The organism is Pseudomonas sp. 3A(2025) (assembly GCF_054589175.1).
Map to the genome: position 1 here is coordinate 122,323 of NZ_BAAILM010000113.1, position 24,273 is coordinate 146,595.

Annotated in this window: 16 protein-coding genes; 4 read left to right on the top strand and 12 right to left on the bottom strand. The window is 62.2% G+C overall.

Features of this window, described 5'->3' with window-relative positions:
* Positions 1-10: 10 nt before the first annotated feature.
* Both ACYP2A_RS27155 and ACYP2A_RS27160 read left to right on the top strand, forming a co-directional pair.
* Positions 11-1,255, top strand: a complete 1,245-nt coding sequence (locus tag ACYP2A_RS27155; RefSeq protein WP_459749017.1) for an exonuclease SbcCD subunit D C-terminal domain-containing protein — start codon at positions 11-13, stop codon at positions 1,253-1,255.
* Positions 1,252-4,893: an AAA family ATPase gene (locus ACYP2A_RS27160; protein ID WP_459749018.1), complete on the top strand. Its 3,642-nt coding sequence runs from the start codon at positions 1,252-1,254 to the stop codon at positions 4,891-4,893. The genes ACYP2A_RS27155 and ACYP2A_RS27160 overlap by 4 nt, the downstream gene beginning before the upstream one ends.
* A gap of 4 nt (positions 4,894-4,897) precedes the next feature.
* Here the strand turns inward: ACYP2A_RS27160 and ACYP2A_RS27165 are convergent, their stop codons facing one another.
* The 3 genes from ACYP2A_RS27165 to ACYP2A_RS27175 all read right to left on the bottom strand — a co-directional run bounded on the left by ACYP2A_RS27165 (position 4,898) and on the right by ACYP2A_RS27175 (position 8,182).
* A complete protein-coding gene (locus ACYP2A_RS27165) occupies positions 4,898-5,875 on the bottom strand; it encodes a methyl-accepting chemotaxis protein (protein ID WP_459749019.1) in 978 nt (325 codons plus the stop codon).
* A gap of 106 nt (positions 5,876-5,981) precedes the next feature.
* Entirely contained in the window at positions 5,982-6,947 is a 966-nt protein-coding gene (locus tag ACYP2A_RS27170) for a p-hydroxyphenylacetate 3-hydroxylase reductase component (protein ID WP_459749020.1), read from the bottom strand.
* Between the two features lie 65 nt (positions 6,948-7,012).
* A complete protein-coding gene (locus ACYP2A_RS27175) occupies positions 7,013-8,182 on the bottom strand; it encodes a p-hydroxyphenylacetate 3-hydroxylase oxygenase component (protein ID WP_459749021.1) in 1,170 nt (389 codons plus the stop codon).
* Positions 8,183-8,414: 232 nt separating this feature from the next.
* On the opposite strand from ACYP2A_RS27175, the gene ACYP2A_RS27180 reads away from it, so the two are divergent.
* Positions 8,415-9,902 (top strand): aldehyde dehydrogenase family protein, encoded by a 1,488-nt coding sequence (locus tag ACYP2A_RS27180; protein ID WP_459749022.1) that lies wholly within the window; start codon positions 8,415-8,417, stop codon positions 9,900-9,902.
* 9 nt (positions 9,903-9,911) lie between these two features.
* Here ACYP2A_RS27180 and ACYP2A_RS27185 read toward each other — a convergent pair whose 3' ends face one another.
* The 9 genes from ACYP2A_RS27185 to amaB form a co-directional block, all read right to left on the bottom strand.
* On the bottom strand, positions 9,912-12,149 hold the full coding sequence (locus ACYP2A_RS27185) for an ATP-binding protein (protein WP_459749023.1): 2,238 nt from the start codon (positions 12,147-12,149) through the stop codon (positions 9,912-9,914).
* Positions 12,146-12,751: a biliverdin-producing heme oxygenase gene (locus ACYP2A_RS27190; protein WP_459749024.1), complete on the bottom strand. Its 606-nt coding sequence runs from the start codon at positions 12,749-12,751 to the stop codon at positions 12,146-12,148. Before ACYP2A_RS27190 ends, ACYP2A_RS27185 begins: the two co-directional genes overlap by 4 nt.
* Positions 12,752-12,895: 144 nt before the next feature.
* On the bottom strand, positions 12,896-14,020 hold the full coding sequence (locus ACYP2A_RS27195; RefSeq protein WP_459749025.1) for a transaldolase family protein: 1,125 nt from the start codon (positions 14,018-14,020) through the stop codon (positions 12,896-12,898).
* A gap of 602 nt (positions 14,021-14,622) precedes the next feature.
* The gene (locus ACYP2A_RS27200) at positions 14,623-17,082 is read right to left on the bottom strand and encodes a TonB-dependent siderophore receptor (RefSeq protein WP_459749026.1); all 2,460 of its coding nucleotides are present in this window, start codon (positions 17,080-17,082) and stop codon (positions 14,623-14,625) included.
* 112 nt (positions 17,083-17,194) lie between these two features.
* Positions 17,195-18,139, bottom strand: coding sequence for a FecR domain-containing protein (locus ACYP2A_RS27205; RefSeq protein WP_459749027.1), 945 nt, complete (start codon positions 18,137-18,139; stop codon positions 17,195-17,197).
* A complete protein-coding gene (locus ACYP2A_RS27210) occupies positions 18,136-18,645 on the bottom strand; it encodes a sigma-70 family RNA polymerase sigma factor (protein WP_459749028.1) in 510 nt (169 codons plus the stop codon). The genes ACYP2A_RS27205 and ACYP2A_RS27210 overlap by 4 nt, the downstream gene beginning before the upstream one ends.
* A 106-nt stretch (positions 18,646-18,751) precedes the next feature.
* Positions 18,752-20,134 (bottom strand): amino acid permease, encoded by a 1,383-nt coding sequence (locus ACYP2A_RS27215; RefSeq protein WP_459749029.1) that lies wholly within the window; start codon positions 20,132-20,134, stop codon positions 18,752-18,754.
* A gap of 171 nt (positions 20,135-20,305) precedes the next feature.
* Entirely contained in the window at positions 20,306-21,598 is a 1,293-nt protein-coding gene (gene amaA, locus ACYP2A_RS27220) for an L-pipecolate oxidase (protein ID WP_459749030.1), read from the bottom strand.
* A 59-nt stretch (positions 21,599-21,657) separates the two neighbouring features.
* On the bottom strand, positions 21,658-23,148 hold the full coding sequence (gene amaB, locus ACYP2A_RS27225; RefSeq protein WP_459749031.1) for an L-piperidine-6-carboxylate dehydrogenase: 1,491 nt from the start codon (positions 23,146-23,148) through the stop codon (positions 21,658-21,660).
* Positions 23,149-23,285: 137 nt separating this feature from the next.
* Between amaB and ACYP2A_RS27230 the strand changes: the two genes are divergently transcribed.
* Positions 23,286-24,191: a LysR family transcriptional regulator gene (locus ACYP2A_RS27230; protein ID WP_459749032.1), complete on the top strand. Its 906-nt coding sequence runs from the start codon at positions 23,286-23,288 to the stop codon at positions 24,189-24,191.
* The last annotated feature ends 82 nt before the right edge of the window (positions 24,192-24,273 follow it).

Below are 24,273 nucleotides of genomic sequence, written 5' to 3' on the forward strand. Positions count from 1 at the left end.
AGGTAATCAAATGCGTCTGTTCCACACCTCCGACTGGCACCTGGGTCAGCACCTGCATGGTCAGGAACGGGATTTCGAGCATCAGGCTTTTCTGACCTGGCTGCTGGCCCGTCTGGCCGAGCGCCAGCCTGATGTGCTGCTGATCGCCGGCGATATCTTCGACACGGTCAACCCGCCGGTCAAAGCCCAGGAACGCCTCTACGAATTCATCGTCGATGCCCACGAGCAACAGCCGCAATTGACCATCGTGATGATTGCCGGCAACCACGACTCCGGCTCACGCATCGAGCTGCCCGCGCCGTTGATGCGCCGCCTGCGCACCCACGCGCTGGGCCGCGTGCTGTGGCTCGACGACGGCAGCCTGGACGCCGAACGCCTGTTGCTGCCGCTGCCCGACGCCCAAGGCGAAGTGCGCGCCTGGTGTCTGGCGCTGCCGTTCCTGCGCCCGGCCGAAGTCACCGGCGCATTGCTGGGCGACGATTACCTGCACGGCATCGCCCAGGTGCATCGCCTGCTGATCGACGCCGCCGTCGCCAAACGCCAGCCTGGCCAGGCGCTGATTGCCGTCAGCCATGCGCACATGGCCGGCGGCTCGGTGTCCGAAGATTCCGAACGCAGCCTGATCATCGGCAACGCCGAGGCCCTGCCCGCCAGCCTGTTCGTACCTGAAATCACCTACGTTGCCCTCGGCCACCTGCACAAGCCGCAGCAGGTCAACGGCGAAGCACGCATCCGCTACAGCGGCTCGCCGATTCCGCTGTCGTTTTCGGAAATCGGCTACCAACACCAGATTCTGGAAATCACCTGCGACGGCGAACGACTGGTCAGTGTCGAGCCGCTGCTGATTCCGCGCGCCGTGCCGTTGCAGCGTCTGGGCCCGTTACTGCTCGATGAGCTGCTGGTGCAGATCGCCGCGCTGGCCACTATCGACCTGCTCGATGACCCTGAACGCCGGCCGTGGCTTGAAGTGCGTGTGCGCCTGGACCAGCCGCAGCCCGATCTGCGCAACCGCATCGAAGCCGCCCTGCAAGGCAAGGCCGTGCGTCTGGTACGCATCGCCGCCGAATACGCAGGCCTCAACAGTGACGACCCTGACGACGCCGGCCTGGAGCTGATCGAGCTGGAACAGCTCACTCCGCAAGAACTGTTCAGCCGCGCGTGGCAAGACAACTACGGCAACCCGGTCGACGAGCAGACCCTCAGCGATTTCGCCACGCTGCTGCGTGAAGTCCAGCACGAGAGCGAACAGCCATGAAAATCCTTGCCATCCGCCTGAAGAACCTCGCCTCGCTGGCCGGCCCGTTCGAGGTCGACTTCACCGCCGAACCCCTGGCCAGCGCCGGCCTGTTTGCCATCACCGGGCCTACCGGTGCCGGCAAAAGTACCCTGCTGGACGCCCTGTGCCTGGCGCTGTTCGGCGCCATTCCGCGACTGAGCCGCATCACCGCCTCCAAGGTGCCGGACATCGACGGCGAGATCACCACCAGCGACCCGCGCACCCTGCTGCGGCGCGGCACCGGCAGCGGCTACGCTGAAGTCGACTTCATCGGCATCGACCAGCGCCGCTACCGCGCCCGCTGGGAAACCAACCGCGCCCGTGACAACGCCGCGAAAAAGCTCCAGGCCAGCCGCCAGACCCTCACCGATCTGGACAGCGAGCAGGTGCTCAGCAACCAGAGCAAGCGCGAGTTCGAGCAACTGATCGAGCAGCGGCTGGGCCTGAACTTCGAGCAATTCACCCGCGCGGTGATGCTGGCGCAGAGCGAGTTCAGCGCCTTTCTCAAGGCCGACGACAAAGAGCGCAGCGAACTGCTGGAAAAGCTCACCAACACCGCCATCTACAGCCAGTTGGGCAAGCGTGCTTACCTCAAGGCCAACGAGGCCAAAAAGACCCTGGAAGACCTCAACCTGCTGGCCAGCGGCGTCGCGCCCATGAGCGCCGAGGCACGCGCCGAACTGGACACGCAGTTGAACGAAGCACTGCAACAGTTCAAGGCTCGTCAGGCCCGGCTGCGCGAGCTGGAACAACAACAGCAATGGCTCGCGCAATTACAGCACCTGAACGAAGAAACGCTGACCGCACGTAACAGCCTGCACGCCGCCGAACAGGACTGGCAGCAACTGGGCGAGCAACGGCAGATGTCTGACCAGCTTGAACGCCTGGGCCCGCAGCGCCATCGCTTTGCCCGCCGCACGCAGTTGCAGGCGCAACTGACGCCACTGGCAGAACGCATTGGCCAGCAACAGGCCCGCCAGAAAGAGCTGAGTGCGCAGCACCTGAACCTGCAAATCCGCCGCGATGACGCGCACAGCGCACTGCTGGCGGCCCAGCAACAGTCGAGCGAGGCGCGACCGCGCCTGCAACAGGCCTTCGACACCCAGAACACCTTGAACCACCTGGCTGAAGGGCTGGGCAAAGCGCTTACCCAACAGCACCAGGCCGAGCAGGACCAGCAACAGGGCAAAGCGCAGCTGGCAACCCTGCTCGACCAGCAGCAACAGGTCGGCCTGCGCCTGCACGCCATCGCCGGGCAGCTTGAAACCAGCACCGCGCTGGCGCCGCTGACCCAGGCCTGGAGCGCATGGCGCGACCGCTTGAAGTCCCTGACCCTGACCGCCAACCGCGTACGCCTCGGCCAGCAGGAACTGCCAGCGCTGCAACAGCGTGCGGTGGACGCCGAGCAGCAACTGGGCGACCAGCGCAGCGCCGTGGATTTGCTCTACCGCGAGGCCGCTGTCGAGGTCCAGGCGGTGACCGAACACCTGCAACTGCTCGGTGGCCTGCTGCAAGACAACCGCAAGCAACAACGCGCGGTCGAAGAACTCAGCCGCCTGTGGGCCAGCCAGCAGGAACTCGACGCGCCCTTGCAGACCCTGAGCGAGCAACTGCAAAACGCCCAGCAAGAGCGGGTGCAATTGACCGAAAACGGCATGGCGATTGCCGAACAACTCAAGGTCGCCGAGCAGACCCTGGTTGTCACCCGGCAACTGCTCGACCGCCAGCGCCTGGCACGCAGTGCCAGCGTCGAAGCGCTGCGCAATCAGTTGCAGGACGAACAGCCGTGCCCGGTGTGCGGCAGCGCCGAGCACCCCTGGCATCAACCCGAAGCCATGTTGCAGGGGCTGGCCGAACACGACGAAAGCGAACAGGCCAACGCTGAAAAAGCGGTGGATGAGCTAAAAGAACGCCGCAGCCAGCTCCGTGAGCAGGTCGGCGTCATCATCGAGCGGCAAAAAGACTTTCTGCAGCGGCACAAACAATTGCAGGCACAGCAGCAACAGCTGGTCGAACAGTTGCAAGCGCATCCACAGGCCACACCGCTGCTGGACCGTGCGCCAGCCGAGCGCAGCGCCTGGCTGAGCCGGCAACTGGAACAACTGGGCGAAGTCATCCTCAAGGACGAACAGCGCCAGCAAGCGTTGCTTAAGTTGCAACAGGATGCCGCGCGCTTGCAGCACCAGTTGCAGGAAGCGCAACAGGCCAGCCAGACCGCCACACGCCAGGTCGAGGAACAACAGCGGCAATTGCACGCCGACCGCGAGCGTCTTGACGAAGAACTCGGCGCGCTGGCCGGCTTGCTGCCCGATGCCACGCTGGAAAATCTGCGCAGCGACACCAGCGCCAGCGTCATGCGCCTGGAACAGCAAGTCAGCGAGCGCCTGGCGCTGATCGAACAACAGCAGGACGAACAGCAAGAGCAAGCCGAGCGGCAAAAGGCCGTCGAACAACTTCAGTTGCAACAGGGCAACCACCAGCAACGCCTCAGCGAACTGCAAGAGCAGGTGCAGCAACTGAGCGATGGGCAACAGGCCAGCCAGCTCGGCCTGAGTGAAATTCTCGGCACCCACGCCAGCGCCGAACACTGGCAGCAGGCGCTGGAACACGGCGTCGAACAGGCTCGCAGTGCCGAAGCCGAAGCGGCGCAGGCCCTGCAGAACAATCAGGCGCAGGCCATCCAGCTGGCGGCCGAACTCAGCGCCTGCGAACAACAGCATCAGGCGCTGCAAGGCGAATACGCAGACCTGGTCGAGCAGATTGCCGCCTGGCGCAGCACTCATAGCGAACTGGACGATGCCACCCTGCAAACCCTGCTCGACTTCGACGAGGCGCAGATCGAACCGTTGCGCCAGCGCCTGCAATCGAGCGAAAAAGCCCTGGAGCAGGCACGAGTGCTGATTCAGGAACGCGAGCAGCGCCTTGAACAGCATCGGGCGCAACAGCAGGACGTCGATGGCGCGGCGGTGGCCGAGGCGCTACAAACCACTCAAGTGCACTGTACCGAAAGCGAACAACAGTGCGCCGACCTGCGCGCCAGGGTCAGCGAAGACCAGCGCCGCCAGGCTGAGAGTGGTGAGTTGCAAACCCGCATCGAACAGGCGAGCGCCGAGCGCTTGCGCTGGGGCCGGCTGGCCGAACTGATCGGCTCGGCCGAAGGCGATCGTTTCCGCAAGATCGCCCAGGCCTACAACCTCGACCTGCTGGTGCATCACGCCAACGCACAACTGCGTCAACTGGTGCGCCGCTACCGCCTCAAACGCGGGGGTAGCCTGCTTGGCCTGCTGGTGATGGACACCGAAATGGGTGACGAAGTGCGCTCGGTGCACTCGCTGTCCGGCGGCGAAACCTTTCTGGTCTCACTGGCGCTGGCGCTGGGCCTGGCCTCGATGGCCTCCAGCACTTTGCGCATCGAGTCGCTGTTCATCGACGAAGGCTTCGGCAGTCTGGACCCCGAATCGCTGCAACTGGCGATGGACGCCCTCGACGGCTTGCAAGCCCAGGGCCGCAAGGTCGGGGTTATTTCGCATGTCCAGGAAATGCACGAACGCATCGCCGTGCAGATCCGCGTCAGACGCCAGGGCAACGGTTTGAGCACCCTGGAGGTGGGTTCGTAACCCGTTACGTCTTGTGCACCAGCATGGTCTGGATCTGCTGGGTGGCGTGGCGGGTGCTTTCGGCGAGTTTCTTGACCTCGTCGGCGACCACCGCAAAGCCCCGGCCCACATCGCCTGCACGCGCCGCTTCAATGGCGGCGTTCAGGGCCAGCAGGTTGGTCTGATCGGCAATGCCCTTGATCACCCCGACCACGGTGGAAATCTGCCCGTAGGTGGCGTCGTTGTGGGCCTGCATCTGCGCCTGGCTGGCCATGGCCGAGCGCTCGTCGCTGATGTCGCGCACCGCGCCCATCACCCGCTGTAATACGCCCTGCTCGTCTCGGATCGCCCGCCCGCGCTCGCGGCACCAGATATAACCACGGCTTTTGTGGCGCATGCGGTATTCGAAAACGTACTCGCCGCTACCGCCGGGCGCGACGATTTCGCGCTCGAAGGTCTGCAGGATTCCAGGCAGGTCGTCGGGGTGCGAGATGTTCACCTGGCTGTCCCAGCCATCGGGCAGTTCATGCGGCAGATAGCCCATCAAGGTGCGAAACGGGTCGGAGATGCGCATCAGGCTCGCCGGGTCGTCGACACGCCCATTGACCACATGAATGTCCCAGAAGCCTTCGGTCAACGTCGACTGCAGCAACGTCCAGAAGCGCTGCTCCTGACGGTGCTGCTGCACGCTGCTGCGCAATTGCAGGTTTTCTTCCTGCAACATTTGCACATGCTGCTCCAGCCGCTGGCGTTCGGCGTCCATGGCCTTCAGCGTCTCGCGTTCATTATCCAGTTGCGCCTGTAACGCCTCATGCACGGCGATGGCCTGCTGCAAATCGCGGTGCAAGCGCTCGCGCTGGTTAACCAGTTGCGCAAGATCCTCCAGCACCGCCGGAAAACGCTGCAAGGTGGCGCCTTGCAGATCGCCGACAGGCTGGCCGGCGGCGATGCGTTGCAATGCGGGCCTGAGTTCATCCACCCATTTGTTATTGGTAAAAAACATCTGCACACCCCGGACATGAAGGACTCCACGACCGATCTGATCGCGGATCGCCCCTGCCGTGCATGCGCATGGCTGCCAATCTGCTTGCCCCGGCCTGCCAAGCGCCTCAACCGTTGCGGATCACTGCCTGCAACACATGCTTGAAGGTCTCGATCTGCTCCTCGCTGAACTGGCCGAACACTTTGTCCTGCTGCTCGCGGGCGATGCTCCACAGGCCTTCGGTTTCGTCCACACCCTTGGGCGTCAGGCACACGCGTTCGTCACGGTCGCAGACCAGCCCCTTGCGCCGCAGGTTGGCCACTGCCTCTTCGATTTCGCGGACCGGCATCGCCACTTCACGTTGCAGTTCGTTGAGCGCCAGACCGGCGTCGTTCTCCAGCACCATCAGCATCCGCGCTTCGCTGGTGCGTAAACCGGTGGACAACTGGCGCGGCTGGTAACCGGCCTGATACGCCCGCAGCGCCTGGGTCATCAGGTAATACAGGTTGTGCTGCAAGCGGCCCTGAAAGTGGCTGCTCGGCGGCTGGCCTTCTTCACGCCGGGTCATGCGTGTGTGCGGCAGCACCATTGAGTAGGCGCCCTGGTGATATAGCAGCGGCGAACGGCCAAAGTCATCGAAAGCTACCACCTTGCCGATCAGGATCCAGTGGTCGCCGCCGTCTATCTGCTGGTATTTCTCGCAATCGAAACGCGCCGAACAGTCCATCAGCAACGGCGAGCCGCCCACGCCTGGTTGGTGTTCAATGCCGGCGAAGCGGTCGTCCTTGGGCTTGGCAAAGTTGTTCGACACATCGATCTGGTCGGCGGCCAGAATGTTCACCGCAAAGTGCGACGCCTCGGCAAACACTTCGTGGCTGGTGGAGCGTTTGTCGAGACTCCAGAGAATCAGCGGCGGGTCGAGCGACACCGAATTGAAACTGTTGGCGGTGACCCCGACCTTGTGGCCTGCGGCCGTGGCGGCGGTGATCACCGTGACGCCAGTGGCAAAATTGCCCAACGCGCGGCGAAACGCACGCCCGTCCAGCGGGTTGTTGGCGGTGGTTGCGGCAGGTGTGGCTACGGATGTGGACATGCAAGACTCCTGGACAGCGCTCAGTGGCTGCCCTGCTAACTGTTTTTATAAGAATCAGGCTGTATTCAGGCCAGCGTCGGGTCGGGCTCCAGGCCCATCAACTCGCGACCGAGAATCTGCGCGCAGACGTCGTAGTCGGTATAGGCATGCGCGCCGGTCATGTGCACATCGCGGAACAGCCGCTGCATCTCGTTGTTCTCGTACCAGGCGGTGCCGCCGGCCGCCTCGAACAGGCGATCCACCGCCTGGATGCACATTTTTACCGCGTAAGCCTGATTGGTGCGCCAGAACGCCAGGGTTTCGCGCGCCGGGTATTGGTGACGCTCGCTGTGGTCGGCGTGCTCCTGCCAGGTCTTTTCCAGAAAGGCCCGTGCGGCGGCCACTTGATGGGTGGATTCGGCCAGGCGCATCAGCGCAGGGGTTGCTGCGCCCACTGCGGCGCCGGTGTAGGCACGCACGCGGTTCTGGGTCTTTTCGCGGAACGCCACCAGCATACGCTCGGCAACGCCCAGGCTGATGGTCGAGAAGCCGCTGGCGAAATACGGGCGGTACGGCGAATAGAAAATCTTGCTGTCCGGGTACAGGCCAAAGCCTGCGGACTTGCCTTCCATCATGTCCTTGGCTTTCTGGATGCGGTACTCGGGCACGAAAGCGTTATCGATGATCAGGGTCTTGGTACCGCTGCCTTTCATGCCGGCGGCGTACCAGTCGTCACGGATTTCGTAGTCGCTGCGTGGCAGCACGGCAAAGCAGTAGTCTTGAGTGCCTTCGGCGTTCTTGCGGCGAAAGCCGGCGATGGCCCATTCGGCATGGTCGCTGCCACTGCTCCAGCCCATCTCGCCGCTGAAGCGCACGCCGCCTTCGACCTCTTCGATTCGCCCGAACGGTGCCACGCTGCTGCTGGCGGTGGCATCGCGGTCTTCGCCCCAGACTTCGTCCTGCAATCTGGCCGAGAACATCGCCAACTGATGACTGTGAGTGCACAGCAGGCTCATGGCCCAGGCGGTGCTGGCGCAGGCGCCGGCCAGCAGAGCAATGCAATCGCCGAACTGTGGCAGGGAAATTTCCAGGCCGCCGTAGTGGCGTGGCTGAAAGGCGCGGTGCATACCGATGCTTTTGAGCAGGGCAATGTTCTCGGCGGGCACACTGCGGTCTTTTTCGGCCTGGGCGGCATTGGCGGCGATGGCAGGCAGAATGGCGCGCAGGTCTTCAAGCAGGGAATTGGGCTTTTTCATGAGGGGCCTCTGCTTATTATTGGAGGAGTGAGCCCAGTATGTGCGCCGCCCGGACGCCGGGAAATGCACCTTCCAGATGGAAGATTGTACTTTTCATAGCCAAGGTACCCGTCTGGCCATTTGCGTAAGTGGCAGGCACAAACAAGTCCGGGTCATGCTCGATCAAGATTGCCCGGCAGCCGAAAAGTACCCTGAAAGCGTGCGACTTCTTTCCCTGCCCGAGGTACTCCACGTGACCGATATTCAACTGCTCCCCCAGGTCCAGGCCTTTCTGGACCGTGACCATGGCCTGTTCATCGATGGCCGCAGCGTTGCCGCCCGTGGTAGCGAAAAGATTGACGTGATCAGCCCGGCCAACGGCCAGGTCATCTCGCGGGTCGGCAATGCCAACAGCGACGATATCGATGCCGCCGTGGCCTCGGCGCGCCAGGGGTTCAAAACCTGGTCACAAACGGCACCGGCAGTGCGCAGCAGCGTGCTGCACAAACTGGCCGACCTGATCGAGCAGCATGGCGAAGAGCTGGCGCAGATCGAAACCCTGCAGTCGGGCAAGATCATCCAGATTTCGCGTGCCTTCGAAGTCGGCCAGGCCGCACACTTCTTGCGTTACTTCGCCGGCTGGGCAACGCGGATCACCGGGCAGACCATTACCCCGTCGCTGCCCTCGTTCAATGGCGAGCAGTACAGCGCCTACACCTTGCGCCAGCCGATCGGCGTGGTGGTGGGCATCGTGCCGTGGAATTTCTCGACCATGATTGCCATCTGGAAACTGGGTTCTGCGCTGACCACCGGGTGCAGCGTGATCATCAAGCCCAGCGAGTTCACCCCACTGACCATTCTGCGCATTGCTGAACTGGCTGTTCAGGCCGGGCTGCCGGCCGGTGCCTTGAACGTGGTGACCGGGCTGGGCAAGGTCGGCCAGGCATTGATCGAACACCCAGGCACCGACAAGGTGTCGTTCACCGGCTCCGTGCCGACCGGCATCGCGGTGGGCAAGACCGCCATCGGCGCCAACCTGACCCGTGCCACGCTGGAACTGGGCGGCAAGAACTCGGTGGGCTTTCTGGCCGATGTCGACATCGACAAGGCGGTCAACGGCGCCATAGAGGCAGGCTTTCTGCACTCCGGGCAGATCTGTGCGGCGGGCGAGCGCTTCTTTGCGCCGCGCCAGCGCATCGACGAGATCATGGACAAGCTGTCGCAGCGCCTGCAAGCCTTGAAGATCGGCTCACCGCTGGATGAAAGCACCGAGTTCGGGCCGGTCACCAACCGCATTCATCAACAGAAACTGGGCGCCTTTTTTGACCGCGCGCGTGCCGAGAACTGCACCATCGTCCACGGCGGCCGGCTGATCGAGCGCGAAGGGTTTTATGTCGAGCCGACGGTGATCCTCGCCAACTCGGTGAACGATTCCCTGCTCAACGAAGAAACCTTCGGCCCCATCGCCACCTTCCTGCCGTATGACGATGAAGAAGAACTGCTGGCGCTGATGAACAACACCCCGTACGGCCTGAGCGCCAGCCTGTGGACCAATGACCTGGGCAAGGCCATGCGCATGATACCGCGCATCGAAGCCGGCACGGTGTGGGTCAACATGCACACCCTGCTGGACCCGGCCGTGCCGTTTGGCGGGATCAAGGCCTCGGGCATCGGCCGGGAGTTCGGCGAGGCGTTCATCGACGATTACACCGAGTTGAAATCGGTGATGATCCGTTATTGATCAAGGGTCTTAAATGACCCTCGGGATGGTGAAACGGAATTCACTGCCCTGACCGACTTCGCTTTCGACACTCAAGACCCCGCCGTGCGCCTTGACGATGCCCTGGGAGATGTACAGCCCCAGGCCGGTGCCGGTGGGGTTGTTTTCCTTGAGGGTCCAGTAGCGGTCGAAGATGTGCGGCAGTTGCTCGGCGGCAATGCCCTCGCCTTCGTCACGCACGCTGAACAACACATCGTCGCCGCTCACCGAAGCGCTGACGGTGATCTGTCCCTGCTTGGGGCTGAACTTGATGGCGTTGCCGATCAGGTTCGACAGCACCTGAAACAGGCGCTCCGGGTCGGCACTGACCTGCAGGTCCAGGCTTGGTATGAACAGCAGATCAATGCCCTTGTCCAGCGCCAGCGGCGCCAGCAGCGTGTACGCCTCTTCGAAAATATGGCTGACGTCCAGCACCTTGGGCGCAATGGTGTAGCGCCCGGCTTCGATCTTGGAGGTGTCGAGCAAGTCTTCGAGCAGCACGTTCATGCGGCTGGCAGCCTGTTGCATGGTGTCGATCGCCGTAGAAATGCGCCGTGAGGTGTGCGGCCCTTCGGAACTGAACGACTTCTGCATCATGCCGCAGAGCATCGAGATCACTGTCATGGGGCTGCGCAGGTCGTGGGACACCACGGCCACCAGGTCATCGCGCGCGCGGACTGCCTGTTGCTCGCGGCGCACCTGGCGGGCCAGGTCGTTTTCCAGCGCCGAGCGCCGCAGGTCCTGGGCGGCGAACAGGTCGCCATGGCTCCAGGGCGCGGCAATGCCAGTGACTTCGACCTTCCAGATCTCGAACGAGGTGCGCGGACGCAAACGCAAGGCGCCAGCAGGGTCGCTGATGTCCAGCGGTTTTTCCGGATTGCCGCTCCACTGGATACTTTCCTTGACCTCCTGGCGAAACCACAGCACGCCGTTATCGACCGGCTTTGGCAGGCTCATGGCCAGGACACCACTGGCGTCTTTCTGATAGTCGGTTGCCGGCGCATGGACACTGGACAGGTGATGGCTGGCAAACACTGGCTCGCCGCGTGTCATCAGCCAGGCGTGCAAAGCACGAATCTGCTCGGGCGCCGGGCAGTTGCCGTGCCGGTGCAGGGTCGCGCCTTCGATGATTGCCACGCCGCTGGCGCCGACCAGTTCCATCAACAACTGCGGTTGCGCAGCCAGCCCCTCGAACACGGTATCTTCGGCGTCGACCATCGACGTATTGAGCCGCGACAGGGTGTGCAATTTGGCTTCGCGCTGGCGGCTGACCTCCAGCGCTTCCATGGCGCTGATCTGCAACGACAGTACCTGGCCCAGGGTCTGGCAGGCAATGCGCAGTTCATGCGGCACATGCAGCGGCGTACGATGCCCGCAGGTGATCAGCCCCCAGAGCTTGTCGCCCTTGAGCAACGACACGCTCATGGACGACCGCACGCCCATGTTGCGCATGTATTCACAGTGCACCGGCGAGACACTGCGCAGCACGGCAAAGCTCATGTCCAGCGCCTCGCCGGTGTCGGGGCGCAGGCGTGGCACCAGTTCGACCGGGGTGTAGTCGGCGTCGGGGATGATGCGTAACCAGTTGCGCCGGTACAGCTCGCGCGCCTGTTCGGGAATGTCGGAAGCCGGGAAGAACAGGCCGTTGAACAGCTCCATGGCCGGCGAAGACGCCTCAGCGATGACCTGCCCGTGGCCTTGCTCTTCAAAGCGGTAGATCAGCACCCGGTCGTAGCCGGTGAGCTTCTGGATTTCCTGCACGCTGGCTTCGTACAGCGCCTGCAGGCTTTGCGCTGCCTGCAGCTTGCTCAGCATGCGCCCCAGATTGCTGGTCAGCACCTTGTCGTTGACAGCCAGGCCATGAATGGCCTGGCGCTCCAGTTCCAGCATCAATACGCCCGCGTGGCGGTGCAACAGGGCCTCGAAGACCTGGCCATTGACCTCCACCAACCGTTGCGGCGCATCCAGGAACGACCCTGCCAGGCTTGCCTGGGCAATGCTCGCGGCCTGTTGTTCGCCCAGCAGTTGCGCCAATGGCTGGCCCAGCACCTGGTCGGGACGCTGGCCCAAGAGCGTGTCGATGTTGGCGCTCACCTGCAAAAGCGTCAGGCCCGGCTCACTGAGGGTCAGCAACACGCCGTGAGGCTGGATGGCGCCGGGGTACTGAATCGGCTCGCTGGCGCAGTTGTCGAGCAATTGCTTGAAGATGGCCGGATCGAGCTGGCTCATGACAGGACTCCCTGACGATCGAGCCAGTGCTCGAAACAGCTAAAAGTGGAATGCGCGGCCTGTGCCGCCGCCTCGTGCAGCGCAGGATCCGCCGGCTGCCCGGCAAGCAGTGCCAGAAAGGCTTTCCAGTGGCGCCCGGTATCAGGGCCATAGACATTCAGAAAGCCAGCGCCGCTGTGCTCGTCGAGTCCCAGGGTCGCGTGAATCTGACGGCGCAGTACCTGACCGCCCAGGGTCGCCCCCTCCAGAACATACAACACTCCCAGACAAGCGCCAGGGCTATCGATGGGCGGCACCTGCGTGCACAGCGCCAGTGATGCAGGCGCTGTGCCCAGCGCTTCAAGGTCGCGCAACAGGGTCGGCACTTTCAGGCGCACGGCCAGATCAAGCCCGGCCGGCACACACGCGCTGCGTGTCAACGCCGTTTCCAGCGGCTGGTAGAAACCGTAATAGGCTTGAATCAGGCGGGTGTACAGCCGGTGATCAAGCTGGGGGGCGAAAAACGGCATGCGCTTTTCCAGTTGGACATGTAGCTGGCCGGTGCGTGCTCGAAGCACGTCAAGCATCTTGGGTGAATCCAGGCAAAGGGGCGTTGCCGACATCCGGTAAGGCTCTCAGAGGGTTGGACTGCAAAACGCATCCCAGCGATCAAAAAACCTCAACATACAGGCGCAACGCCATTGCCGACAGGCATTTTATTGCTCAATCAGTAAATTAATTGCCTGACGCCACCGCAGCGCAGCACTTCAGGTGTTTTTTCTGGCCTTGGCCCAGCAACAAGTGGTCATGTCCAGAGAGGGTGCATGACCATACAACGACGGCCCCAGTGGCCGGGCAAAGCCCAACAGGGCTGTATAGGTGCGCAAACTTTGCGCAGCCCCCTGCAGAAAGACCGGGTGTCTGGCAAAACAGGCACTGCTCAGGCTGTCGGCCCCCCAGACCTGACGAAATGCCAGCACGCGCAACAGCCGCTGCATGACGTCGCCCGGCACTGCTGCCAGGTTATGTACCGGGACAGATGAGGTGCCAGCGCAAATCATTGCTTCGACCTGCTGCTCATCTGCGCTGTACAGCACAGACTCCCTGGCCTGGACGTTGTTTGCCCAGCCTCTGGCCAATGCACCTTGCGGATCGGGTACAAGGCCCGAGACCCTCAACCAGGTGGATTCACTGTAGCCGAGCATGGCGCTGCACAGCGCCCGATACAGGGCGATCTCGGCCCAGCGCTGCTCGGCGGCCGACAACGTTATGCCAAACTGCGCAGCCTGCACGGTGAATTCGGAGTGTGCCATGAAGCCTGAGCACGTGACGCTGATCAGGTGGCGGGTATGCTTGAGACAGACACCCTGGCTCAAGGCGCGCTGACGCCCGCGACGGATCGCTGCCAGCCCTGCGCGCACCTGGGCGACGCTGAAGCACTGGCTGGCATTGACCGCGTGCCCGGTCGCGACCAGCTCTTCGATGACATCACAACCCATTTCGCTGAGTGGCACGCTGACCATGATATTGGGCATCAGGTTAGCCAGTTGGCGCGCACGCCTGAACATCGCTACCGCGCCATGCGTCTCGCTCGGCTCGATTTCCACAGCCATCCAGCCGCGCTCGGACTGACTGTCTTGCCAGGCAGGAAAAAGCAATTCGGCGTTTTCGCGCAGGGCGGTTTCGTACAGGAGTTGATGAGTCGGCGCGGGACTGAACTGTTGGTTCCACTGCCGGACGCGACGTACCCAATGCTGCTCGTTGGACATCAGGAAGGCGGTGATCGAACCTATCGTGGTGATCGCCCCGCCAAGGCCAGCATCGACCGAGGCAAAACCGTTCGGCAGCAGATGACTGATACCGTCATGTGCGTCGGGATAGTCCTTGAACATCCGCGCCTTGAACACGGGGTAGAGCGCCGGTGCCCCGTCCCACCAGAACAGGGCGTGCCGAAGTATGTGAGGTAAGGAACTTAGTAGGCCATGCGATTCCATGCATCCTGCCTTTATTATCATTAAACACGGTCGAGCAATCAGCAGCGGCGCCCTGATTGTTATTTTTTTGAACCTGGCAACGGGCTCGCATCACGCCCCTAAATGCAACCTCTTACAGCATGACGTGTAACTTATCGTCGATCGGCTGCCGAGAATTATTATGATTATTAGATGACACGCATACCACGAGATTTGCCCAGGGTCCGGCCCGTGAGCAGGTATTACTAGAGAATGCATGAGGCTCACGCGGTGCGTGGCCTTGCCCGAGCGGGCGCTAGTGGCGCTATGCCAATACACAAGAATGTATGACTGTTATAAAACTGTCAAACCATTGAAGGTAAATTTATCGATACAGTAAACGTGCCACCCCCCACACCCATAATGTTTCACTTTTATTACAGGGCCTGGCGTTACCCCCCTCAAACCACGGCATCTCTTACACTTCAAAAAGGTGTTCACCCCTCGTTTGAGTGAACACCGTCGGTGTTTTAATAACGCGGTCAGAAAGTACCGCGCAGGGTTACTTCAAGGCTGCGTGGCTCACCCCAGTAATAACTGGTGGCCGTGGTGCCAATCTTCTTGTAATAGGCTTTGTCGAAAAGGTTATTGGCATTGAGTTGTACCGAATAATGATCGTTAAAGCGATAACTGGCCATGGCGCTGTACACCGCATAACCGCTTTGGGTGGCCAGTGCGGTGCCGCTGCGCGAGTAGATGTCGCTTTGCGCACGCACACCGCCGCCCACGGTCAGGTCTGACCAGGCGCCCGGCAGGCGATAGCGGGTAAACAGCTTGAGCATGCGCTTGGGGTCGGTAGAACGCAGCACGTTACCCGTATTGCTCACTGTGTCTTTGAGGAATTCGGTGCTGGTGTAGGTGTAGCCACCGGACATCTGCCAGCCCGGCAAAATTTCACCCGACACTTCGATCTCGAACCCGTCGCTGCGGCTCTTGCCGCTGGCCGCCTGGCAATAACCGGTGGCGTAGAACGGCGGGCACGGGTTGGGGCTGTTGATGTCATCCAGCGCCTTGCCGACCTGATTGATGCGAAACAGCGCCAACGAGGTGTTCAGACGCCCGTCATAGAACTCGCCCTTGATGCCCATCTCGTAGGCTTCGCCGGTGATCGGGTCGAGCACAGAGCCGGACACGTCGGTGGCGCTTTGCGGGTTGAAAATCTCGGTGTAGCTGGCGTAGGTGCTGAAGTTATCGTTGAGGTCGTAGATCAGTGCCGCATACGGGACGACTTCCTGAGTGACGCTGTAATCACCGGTGGCCGTGGTCGACTGGTCGTAATCCCACCAGTTGATCCGCGCGCCGACGATGGCGGTCAGCGGGTCGGCCAGCGAGATACGCCAGGTGGCGTGTGCCCCTTCTTGAGTGGTACGGGTCATCACCGGACGGGCACGAATGGTGATCGCAGGTTCAGCCAGGATGGTTTTAGGGTCCCAGGTGCGTACATCGACATTGGTCAGATTGGCCATGAAATTGGTGGCCGACGCAGTCGAGTCGTTACGAATGCGCTCCACGCCCAGCATCAGCTCATGCTGACGGCCAAACAGGCTGAACGGGCCATTGAGCGTGGCACTGAGGTTGGTCTGCTCGCTTTCGCCGCCATCGCCTTCGGTGGTCTGCACATTGACCAGGTAAGGGTTAGTGGTACTGGACCGCGAGATAAAGGTCTGCTTGAAGCCGTGGTCATCCAGGCGAAAATGCGTGCGGGTGCCGGACAGCTTCAGTGCCCAGTCGTTGTCGAACATATGCTCCAGCTCGACGAAGGTCTGCAGGTTGCTGCGGTTCCAGCGGTTCCAGTCCGTGCCCAGGTAGGTGCTGCGCGACAGGTCCAGCGGCTTGCCGCTGAAGTCTGCCGGCAGGCCACCCCAGGCACCGGTGGCGTCCAGTTCGGTGTACTCGATGCCGGTGGTCAGCGTGGTGCGCTCGCCGAGGTCGGCGGCCAGCGATCCGTAGAGCACGTTCTTGCGCTCCTTGCGGATGTCCTGAAACATCTCGCGGTCATCGTGTACCGCGATCATCCGGCCACGAATCGCGCCCTCGGCGACCAGCGGGCCGGAGACATCGACGACATAACGCTGGGCATCCCAGGAGCCGGCCGTGACGCTGGCCGAGCCCTGGAATTCGCGGGTCGGGCGCTTGCGCACCATGTTCACCGTGCCGGACGGATTACCCGAGCCGCGCAACATGCCGGTGGCGCCGCGCAGCACTTCGACGTGGTCGATGATTGCCGAGTCGCTCTGGATGAACGAACCACCGCCGCTGCCCTGCACCACGGTGGCGCCGTCGTACTGAATGGCGTCGATCTGATAGCCGCGTGAATAGTAGGTGACCCGTTCGCTGTCGACATAATCGACCACCACACCCGGTGTCTGCTCCAGCACGCTGGTCAGGTTGGTCAGGCCCTGGTCTTCAAGGCGCTGGCTGGTCAGCACGGTGACCGATTGCGGGGTACGGCGCAGGCTTTGCGGTGATTTGCCGATGCTGACGGCACCGGTGGTGTAGGAACCGGAGTGTTCGGTGACGCTGCCCAGCCCCGCGCCGGTGACGCTGGTGGCGCCCAGTTCGATGGCGCCTTCAGCCAGCGGTTGTGGCCTGGCGATCAGCACATAACTGCCGTTAGCTTGTGCCACTACCTGAAAATTGCTGCCGGCCAGCAGGGTCGCAAAGCCCTCTTGCACGCTGTAACTGCCGCGCAGGCCGGGCGACTGACGACCTTGTAGCTGGGCTGCATTGAAAGAGATTGCAGCGCCCGCTTCGGCGGCAAAGCGGCTGAGCACTTCGGTCAGGCTGCCAGCAGCGATGTCATAGCTGCGCACACGGCTTTCGCTGGCAGTTTCGGCGGCTGTTGCCTGCAATACAGGCGTCAGGCAGGCGGCCCCCAGGCCGAACAGACAAATACGAATGGCAGTGCTCAGCACGCTGTAATTGGGTTTGCAAGGTGTCATGTATCCCCTCCCCCGGGTATTTAATGACCGATATCGAGGGTTAAGCCGAACGGGATAGCGAATTAATGCAAAGGCGACACATTTTTATTTGCGAAAACATTCGCGGTACCTGTCAGGCGCGGCTGACGGTCACCCACAACGCGGTGTGTCGTACCACTTTCAGGCCCAGGCCGCTTTCCAGTGCTGCCAGGGCGACGTCGGTGTTGTTCAGCGGAAAGGCCCCGGACACCTTGAGCCCGGCCACTGCCGGATCGCAGCGCAGCCAGCCACGCCGGTAACGGTTCAATTCCGTCAGCAGTTCACCCAACGGTTGCTCGATGGCCAACAGGCTACCGTGCTGCCAGGCCGCCGTGGCCGGGGTATTGGCCTGGGCTGCGCCGATGTGCTCGCGGTCGAAACGCACTTGTTGGCCCGCTGGCAGCGGTTGCAACTGACGCCCATGCGGCAGGCGCACCTGCACGCTGTTGCGCAGCACCGACACCTGGCTGCCCTGCTCAAGCACGCGCACGGTAAAGCGGGTGTCTTGTGCCAAAACCCGGCCATGCGGGGTTTGTACCCAAAAGGGCCGGCCCAGCGGGTCGGGCAAGGCATTGACCAGAATTTCTCCGGAACGCAGGGTCAACTGGCGGCGCTGTGCATTGAAGTCAACATCCAGCGCGGTGTGGGTATTGAGCTTGATGTCGCTGCCATCGGCCAGTTGCAGGTCGCGCTGTTCGCCCACGGCGGTGCGGTAGTCGGCCAGCAATGCCGCACCGGTATCGCTGCGCCAGCCTGCGATACCCAAGCCCCCGGCGGCAGCCAACAGCACCACGCTGCGCAGCACCTGACGTCGTGACTGCCCGCCTTGCAAGACCGGCACCGCAACCTGGCCCGGCACCCGGCCAAACTGCGAACTGACCGACTCGACCCGTTGCCAGGCCTGACGATGCAACGGGTCGGCATCGTGCCAGCGTTGCCAGGCACTGCGATTGCGTTCGCTGTCTTCACCGCCCGCCAGCCGCGCATACCATTGCGCAGCGGCGCGAATGGCGTCGCGCTCACCCGGTGAGGGGCTCATGAGAATTGCATCAGGCAACAATGCTCCATCGCCCTGGCCATGTGATTGTTGACGGTGCGCACCGAGATACCCAGGCGCTCGGCGATGGCCGGGTAAGTCAGGCCTTCGAACTGCGAGAGCAAAAAGGTCTGCTTGACCTTGGCGCCCAGGCCGTCGAGCATCCGGTCGATTTCGATCAGGGTCTCGACGATGATTGCCTGATCCTCCAGTGACGGCAATTCCCCAGGTGGCACGCTGGCCAGCCACTCCAGGTAACTCTGCTCCAGCGCCCGGCGGCGAAACAGGTCGATGAGCAGCCCACGGGCAACGGTCGACAAGTAATGCCGCGGCTCACGGATATCCAGCGCAGTGCGCGCCTTGAGCAACCGCACGAACGTATCCTGCGCCAGGTCGGCTGCATCGCAGCGATTGCCCAGGCGCTGACGCAACCAGCCTTGCAGCCAGCCATGGTGCTCGGTGTACAGATCGTTGACGGCACAACGCAGGGAGGGAGGATCGACAGCCATGGGACTTCGTTCGATGGGAATGAAAGTGATTATCAGATACGCATGCGGCCATTTGCAACCGTCTGTTATCTGACAACCACTTTGCTTTCTCGAAAAAATCTCCCGATCACGTGGCGTAGATATTGACCGCAGGCTTACGCCGTACAAAGGCGATAAACAGAATCGCGCCGGTCACCGCTGCGGTCAGCAGGGTTTCGTAGCGGTAGCTCGGGCTGATCAGCATATAGCCCAGTACCAGGCTGATCAGGCCGATGACGAACCAGGTCAGCCAGGGGAACAGCCACATCTTGAAGGCGATTTCGGTGCCTTCGCGCTCCATGATCTTGCGCATGCGCAGTTGGGAAATGGCGATCACCAGGTACACCAGCAAGGCAATCGCGCCGGTGGTCGACAACAGGAAACCGAACACCTGACCCGGAAAGGCGTAGTTGACGAAGCAGCCGACGAAACCGGCCAGGGTCGACAGCACCACGGCCACGGTCGGCACACCGTTGCCCGATACGCGACGCACCGCATCCGGTGCTTCGCCGCGCGAGGCCAGCGAGTAGAGCATCCGCGAGGCGGTGTACAACCCGGAGTTCATGCAACTGGTCACCGCGACGAACACCACGATGTCGACCATCAGCTTGGCACCCGGCACATTCAGCACTTCCAGCACGCGCTGGAACGAGCCGACCTTGAGCAATTGCGGGTCGTTCCAGGCCACCAGCGAGACGATGAAGAAGATCGAAAACACGTAGAAAATCGCGATGCGATAGACCACAAGGTTGGTGGCGCGGCGAATCTTTTCCTTGGGGTTGGCCGTTTCGTCGGCCGCGATGGTGACGATCTCGGCACCGAAGAACGAGAAGATCGTGACCAGCACACCGCCCAGCACGGCACCAAAGCCGTTGGGCATGAAACCGCCGCTCTGCCACAGATGCTGCACGCCGGAGACTTCGGCCAGTGGCCAGAAGCCCAGTACCGCAGCGGAACACACGGCGATGAACGCCAGGATCGCGATGACCTTGACCAGGGCGAACCAGTATTCGAATTCACCGAAGTTTTTCACGCTGACCAGGTTGGTACCGGCCAGCACGATCATGATCAGAAAGGCGAACAGCCACGAAGGCACCGCCGGCATCCAGGCGTGCAGGATATCGGCACCGGCAATCGCTTCGACCGGAATGATCAGCACCCAGAACCACCAGTACAGCCAGCCGATGGTGAAGCCGGCCCATTGACCGATGGCGCGGCCGGCGTAGGTCGAGAACGAGCCGCTGTTCGGGTTGGCGATGGCCATTTCACCCAGCATGCGCATCACCAGCAGCACCAGGGTGCCAGCGATCAGGTAGGAAATCAGGATCGCCGGGCCGGCCTTGGCAATGGCGTTGGAGGAACCAATAAACAACCCGGCGCCGATGATGCCGGCAATCGAAATCATCGACACCTGACGCGAGGTCAGCCCGTGCTGGAGTGAGCGGTGCTCTTTTTTCTTGTCTGTGGTCATGGTGTTCCCTCAACGTGAGCGCCTTATCGCGGGCAGCCGAAACCGCGCCGGCCATTAGGCGACGTAATGCTGAATAAGCGTTGTTATAGGTTCTGAGGCAGAACGGGTTATTGGCTCAAGGGCAGGCTCGCCGTTGTAACGAGCCTGCCTGTTTCATTGGCGGACTTGTGATCAAAGCACGACGCGCAGGCATTGCCCGGCGTGGTACAGGGTGAAACCGGCTTCATAGGCCAGGCTGCGCACCGGGTTGCCGGTGGCCGCCGAGCGGGTGGTGAACGACACCGGTAGCGCCCTGGCGTCGTTACCGCCGAGCAGGTAATCGGCGAAGCACTTGCCCACCAACGTGCCGGTTGTCACACCACGACCATTGAAGCCGGTGGCGGCGAGCAAACCGGGCGCCGGCTCGAACAGACGCAGCAGGTGATCGGGGGTAAAACCGATTCGGCCGGTCCAGGTGCTTTCCCATTCAACCTTGTTGCCCAGTTGCGGGAAATAATGCTGCTGGATACGGTCGGCCCAGCGGCGAATGAACCACAGCGGGTAGTTGCCGGCATTGCCCAGGCTGCCGAGTACCAGACGGCCGTCGACGTCGCGACGGATGCTGCTCAATACCGTGCGGGTGTCCCACGAGCCCTGGCCACCCTTGAGGATGCCGGCCTGTTCGGCACCGTGCAGCGGCACGGAAGCAACCTGATAGTAGTAACCGGCGAAGATATGACTCTTGACGTCGGTCCACTCGCCTTCGGTGTAGGCATTGGAGGCGATGATGACTTTCTCGGCGCGCACACTGCCGCGCTCGGTGTTCACCTGCCAGCCATCGCCGGTGCGGCGCAGGCCGTTGACCGGTGATTCGCCGTACAGTTCGCCGCCCTTCTTCACCACATTGAGCGCCAGCCCCGAGACGTAGGCCATCGGGTTGACGGTGCCCGCGCGGTGATCGAGGATCGCGCCGGCAATCTTGTCGGTGCCGCAGGCGTCTTCACAGGCTTTGCCGGTCAACAGCTCGACCGGTGCGCCACGACGCTGCCATTGTTCGACGCGGCTGCGCAGGTCTTCCAGGCCCTTGGCGTTGTGCGCCATGTGCAGGGTGCCGGTGCGGGTGTCCTGGCAATCGATGGCGTACTTGTCGATGGTCGAGAACACCAGCGACGGCGCTGCACCCAGGGCCGTGTTAAGGCGCGTGGCCTCAGCGCTGCCCAGGGCCTTGTCGAGGTCATCGGGCGCGACCCAGGTGCCGGCGTTGACCAGGCCGACGTTGCGCCCCGAGCCACCGTGACCGACCTGATGCGCTTCGACGATACACACCGACTTGCCGCCCTCAAGCAATTGCAGGGCAGCCGACAGCCCGGTAAAACCGGCGCCGATGATGCAGACGTCGACCGTACGCTCGCCCGTCAACGGCGGATGAATCGGGCGCTGTGGCGTCAACTGTTCCCAGAGACACCCTTGTTGAAATTGCGCCATGCAAGAACTCCCCAGCGATGGCCAGAAAAAAGGCCGGCGAATGCCGGCCTCACAGCCCATCAATCAAACACGATGCCCTGAGCCAGTGGCAGCTCGCGGGAGTAGTTGACGGTGTTGGTCTGACGACGCATGTAGCCTTTCCAGGCGTCGGAACCGGATTCGCGACCGCCGCCGGTTTCTTTCTCGCCACCGAAAGCGCCGCCGATTTCTGCACCGCTGGTGCCGATGTTGACGTTGGCGATGCCGCAGTCGCTGCCGGCCGCGCTCTGGAAGGCTTCGGCCTCACGCACGTCGGTGGTGAAGATGCACGACGACAGGCCTTGCGGCACTTCGTTGTTCAGGCGCAGGGCTTCTTCGAACTCGTCGTAGGCCAGCACATAAAGGATCGGCGCGAAGGTTTCATGACGCACCACGGCGCTTTGTGCAGGCATCTCGGCAATGGCCGGCGTCACGTAATAGCCGTTGGGGAATTTGTCGGCCAGTTGACGCTCGCCGCCAAACACCTGGCCGCCTTCGTCGCGGGCCTTGGTCAGCGCGTCCTGCATGGCGCTGAACGCTTGCTTGTCGATCAGCGGGCCGATCAGGTTGCCTTCACGCGGGTCACCGATGCGCACTTTGCCGTAGGCGGCTTTGACGCGGGCAACCACTTCGTCCTTGATCGAACGGTGCACGATCAGGCGACGCAGGGTGGTGCAACGCTGACCGGCGGTGCCGACGGCGCTGAACAGAATGCCGCGCACAGCCAGGTCGAGATCGGCGCTCGGGGCCAGGATCATGGCGTTGTTGCCGCCCAGTTCGAGGATGCTGCGGCCAAAGCGGGCGGCAATGCGTGGACCGACTTCGCGGCCCATGCGGGTGCTGCCGGTGGCGCTGACCAGCGGCACGCGCGGGTCATCGACCAGCACTTCGCCGGCTTCGCGGTCGCCAATGATCAGTTGTGCCAGACCTTCAGGCGCATCGCCGAAGATTTTCAGCGCTTTATCGAACAGCGCTTGAGAAGCCAGGGCAGTCAGCGGGGTCTTTTCCGACGGTTTCCACAGCACGGCGTTACCGGCCACCAGCGCCAGCGCGGTGTTCCAGGCCCAGACGGCGACCGGGAAGTTGAAGGCGCTGATGACGCCAACCACGCCCAGCGGGTGCCAGGTTTCACGCATGTGGTGACCCGGACGTTCCGAGGCAATGGTCAAACCGTACAACTGGCGCGACAAGCCGACGGCGAAGTCGCAGATGTCGATCATTTCCTGCACTTCACCCAGGCCTTCCTGAGTGATCTTGCCGGCTTCGATCGACACCAGCTCGCCCAGCTCGGCTTTGTGCTCACGCAGCACTTCACCGAGGATGCGCACCAACTCGCCACGACGAGGGGCCGGCACGCTGCGCCATTTCAGGAAGGCTTCGTGCGCGCTTTGCACACGGGCGGCGACCTGTTCTTTGCTTTCCAGGGTGACGGAAGCGATCTGGCTGCCATCGATGGGGGTGAAGACGGCATGGTTGCCGCCCGTGTAGGCACTTTTATCCACGCCCAGACTTTCTAACAATTTGGCAACCACTTTGATTCTCCTGCTTTGACACTGGTTGAAAGCATTGATGTCGGTCAGTATTGATCCACACCCGTCATCGTCACAAACGACGATTTAGAAAAACATGATTCCGTTTTGGAATGTTCTACCTTAGCAGGAACTCACCGATGTCCAAGCGTCTGATGCCCTCCACCACCGCCCTGCAATGCTTCGAGGCAGCGGCCCGGCATCTGAGCTTCACCCGCGCCGCGCAGGAATTGCACCTGACCCAGAGCGCGGTCAGCAAACAGGTCGCCCAGCTTGAAGAAATGCTCTGCCACCCGCTGTTCCAGCGCATCCGCCGGCGCCTGCACCTGACGCCGGCTGGCGAGCTGTACATGGCCGAGGTGAACAAGATCCTGATTCAGGTCGACATGTCGAGCCGCTATATCCTGACCTACGGCGGCGAAACCGAAGTGCTTAAAATCGCCACCCAGCCGACCTTCGGCGACCGCTGGCTGGTGCCCAACCTCAAGGGTTTCAGCAGCCTTAATCCGGGCATTCACCTGGATATCCGCAGCGAACTGGAGCCCTTCGATCTGGTGCGCGCCAAGGCCGATGTGGCGTTCTTTTTCGGTCAGGGCACCTGGCCCGGCGCTACCTGTATCGAGCTGTTCAAGGAGCAGGTGGTGCCGGTCTGCGCCCCGGAAGTCATGGCCCGCCATGTGTTCGAGAACGCAGAAGCCCTGACCGGGCACATTCTTTTGCAATGCACCTCGCGCCCCGAGGCCTGGCATGAATGGTTTCTGGAGCAGAACCTGCATTCGCAAAACAGCTACCACGGCCCGCGTTTCGACACCTTCTATATGTGCATCCGCGCCGCACAAGCCGGTTGCGGCATCGCGCTGGTGCCGCGTTATCTGGTCAACGAAGAGCTGGCCGAAGGCAAGCTGGTCATTCCCTGGAATCATCCTTTGCAAAGCGACGGCTCACACTTCCTGGCGCATGCCGAACATGCAGCCCAGGTGCCGAAGGTCAAGGCGTTCGTGGACTGGATCCGGCACAAGGTCAGCACAGGCCACATCCAGAATTAATGGAATGACACAGCGATTTTATTTCGTTTGCGAGGTTTGCCGGTTGTTCGCTTAGATAGATGAAACGAGCAACAGCCAGGAA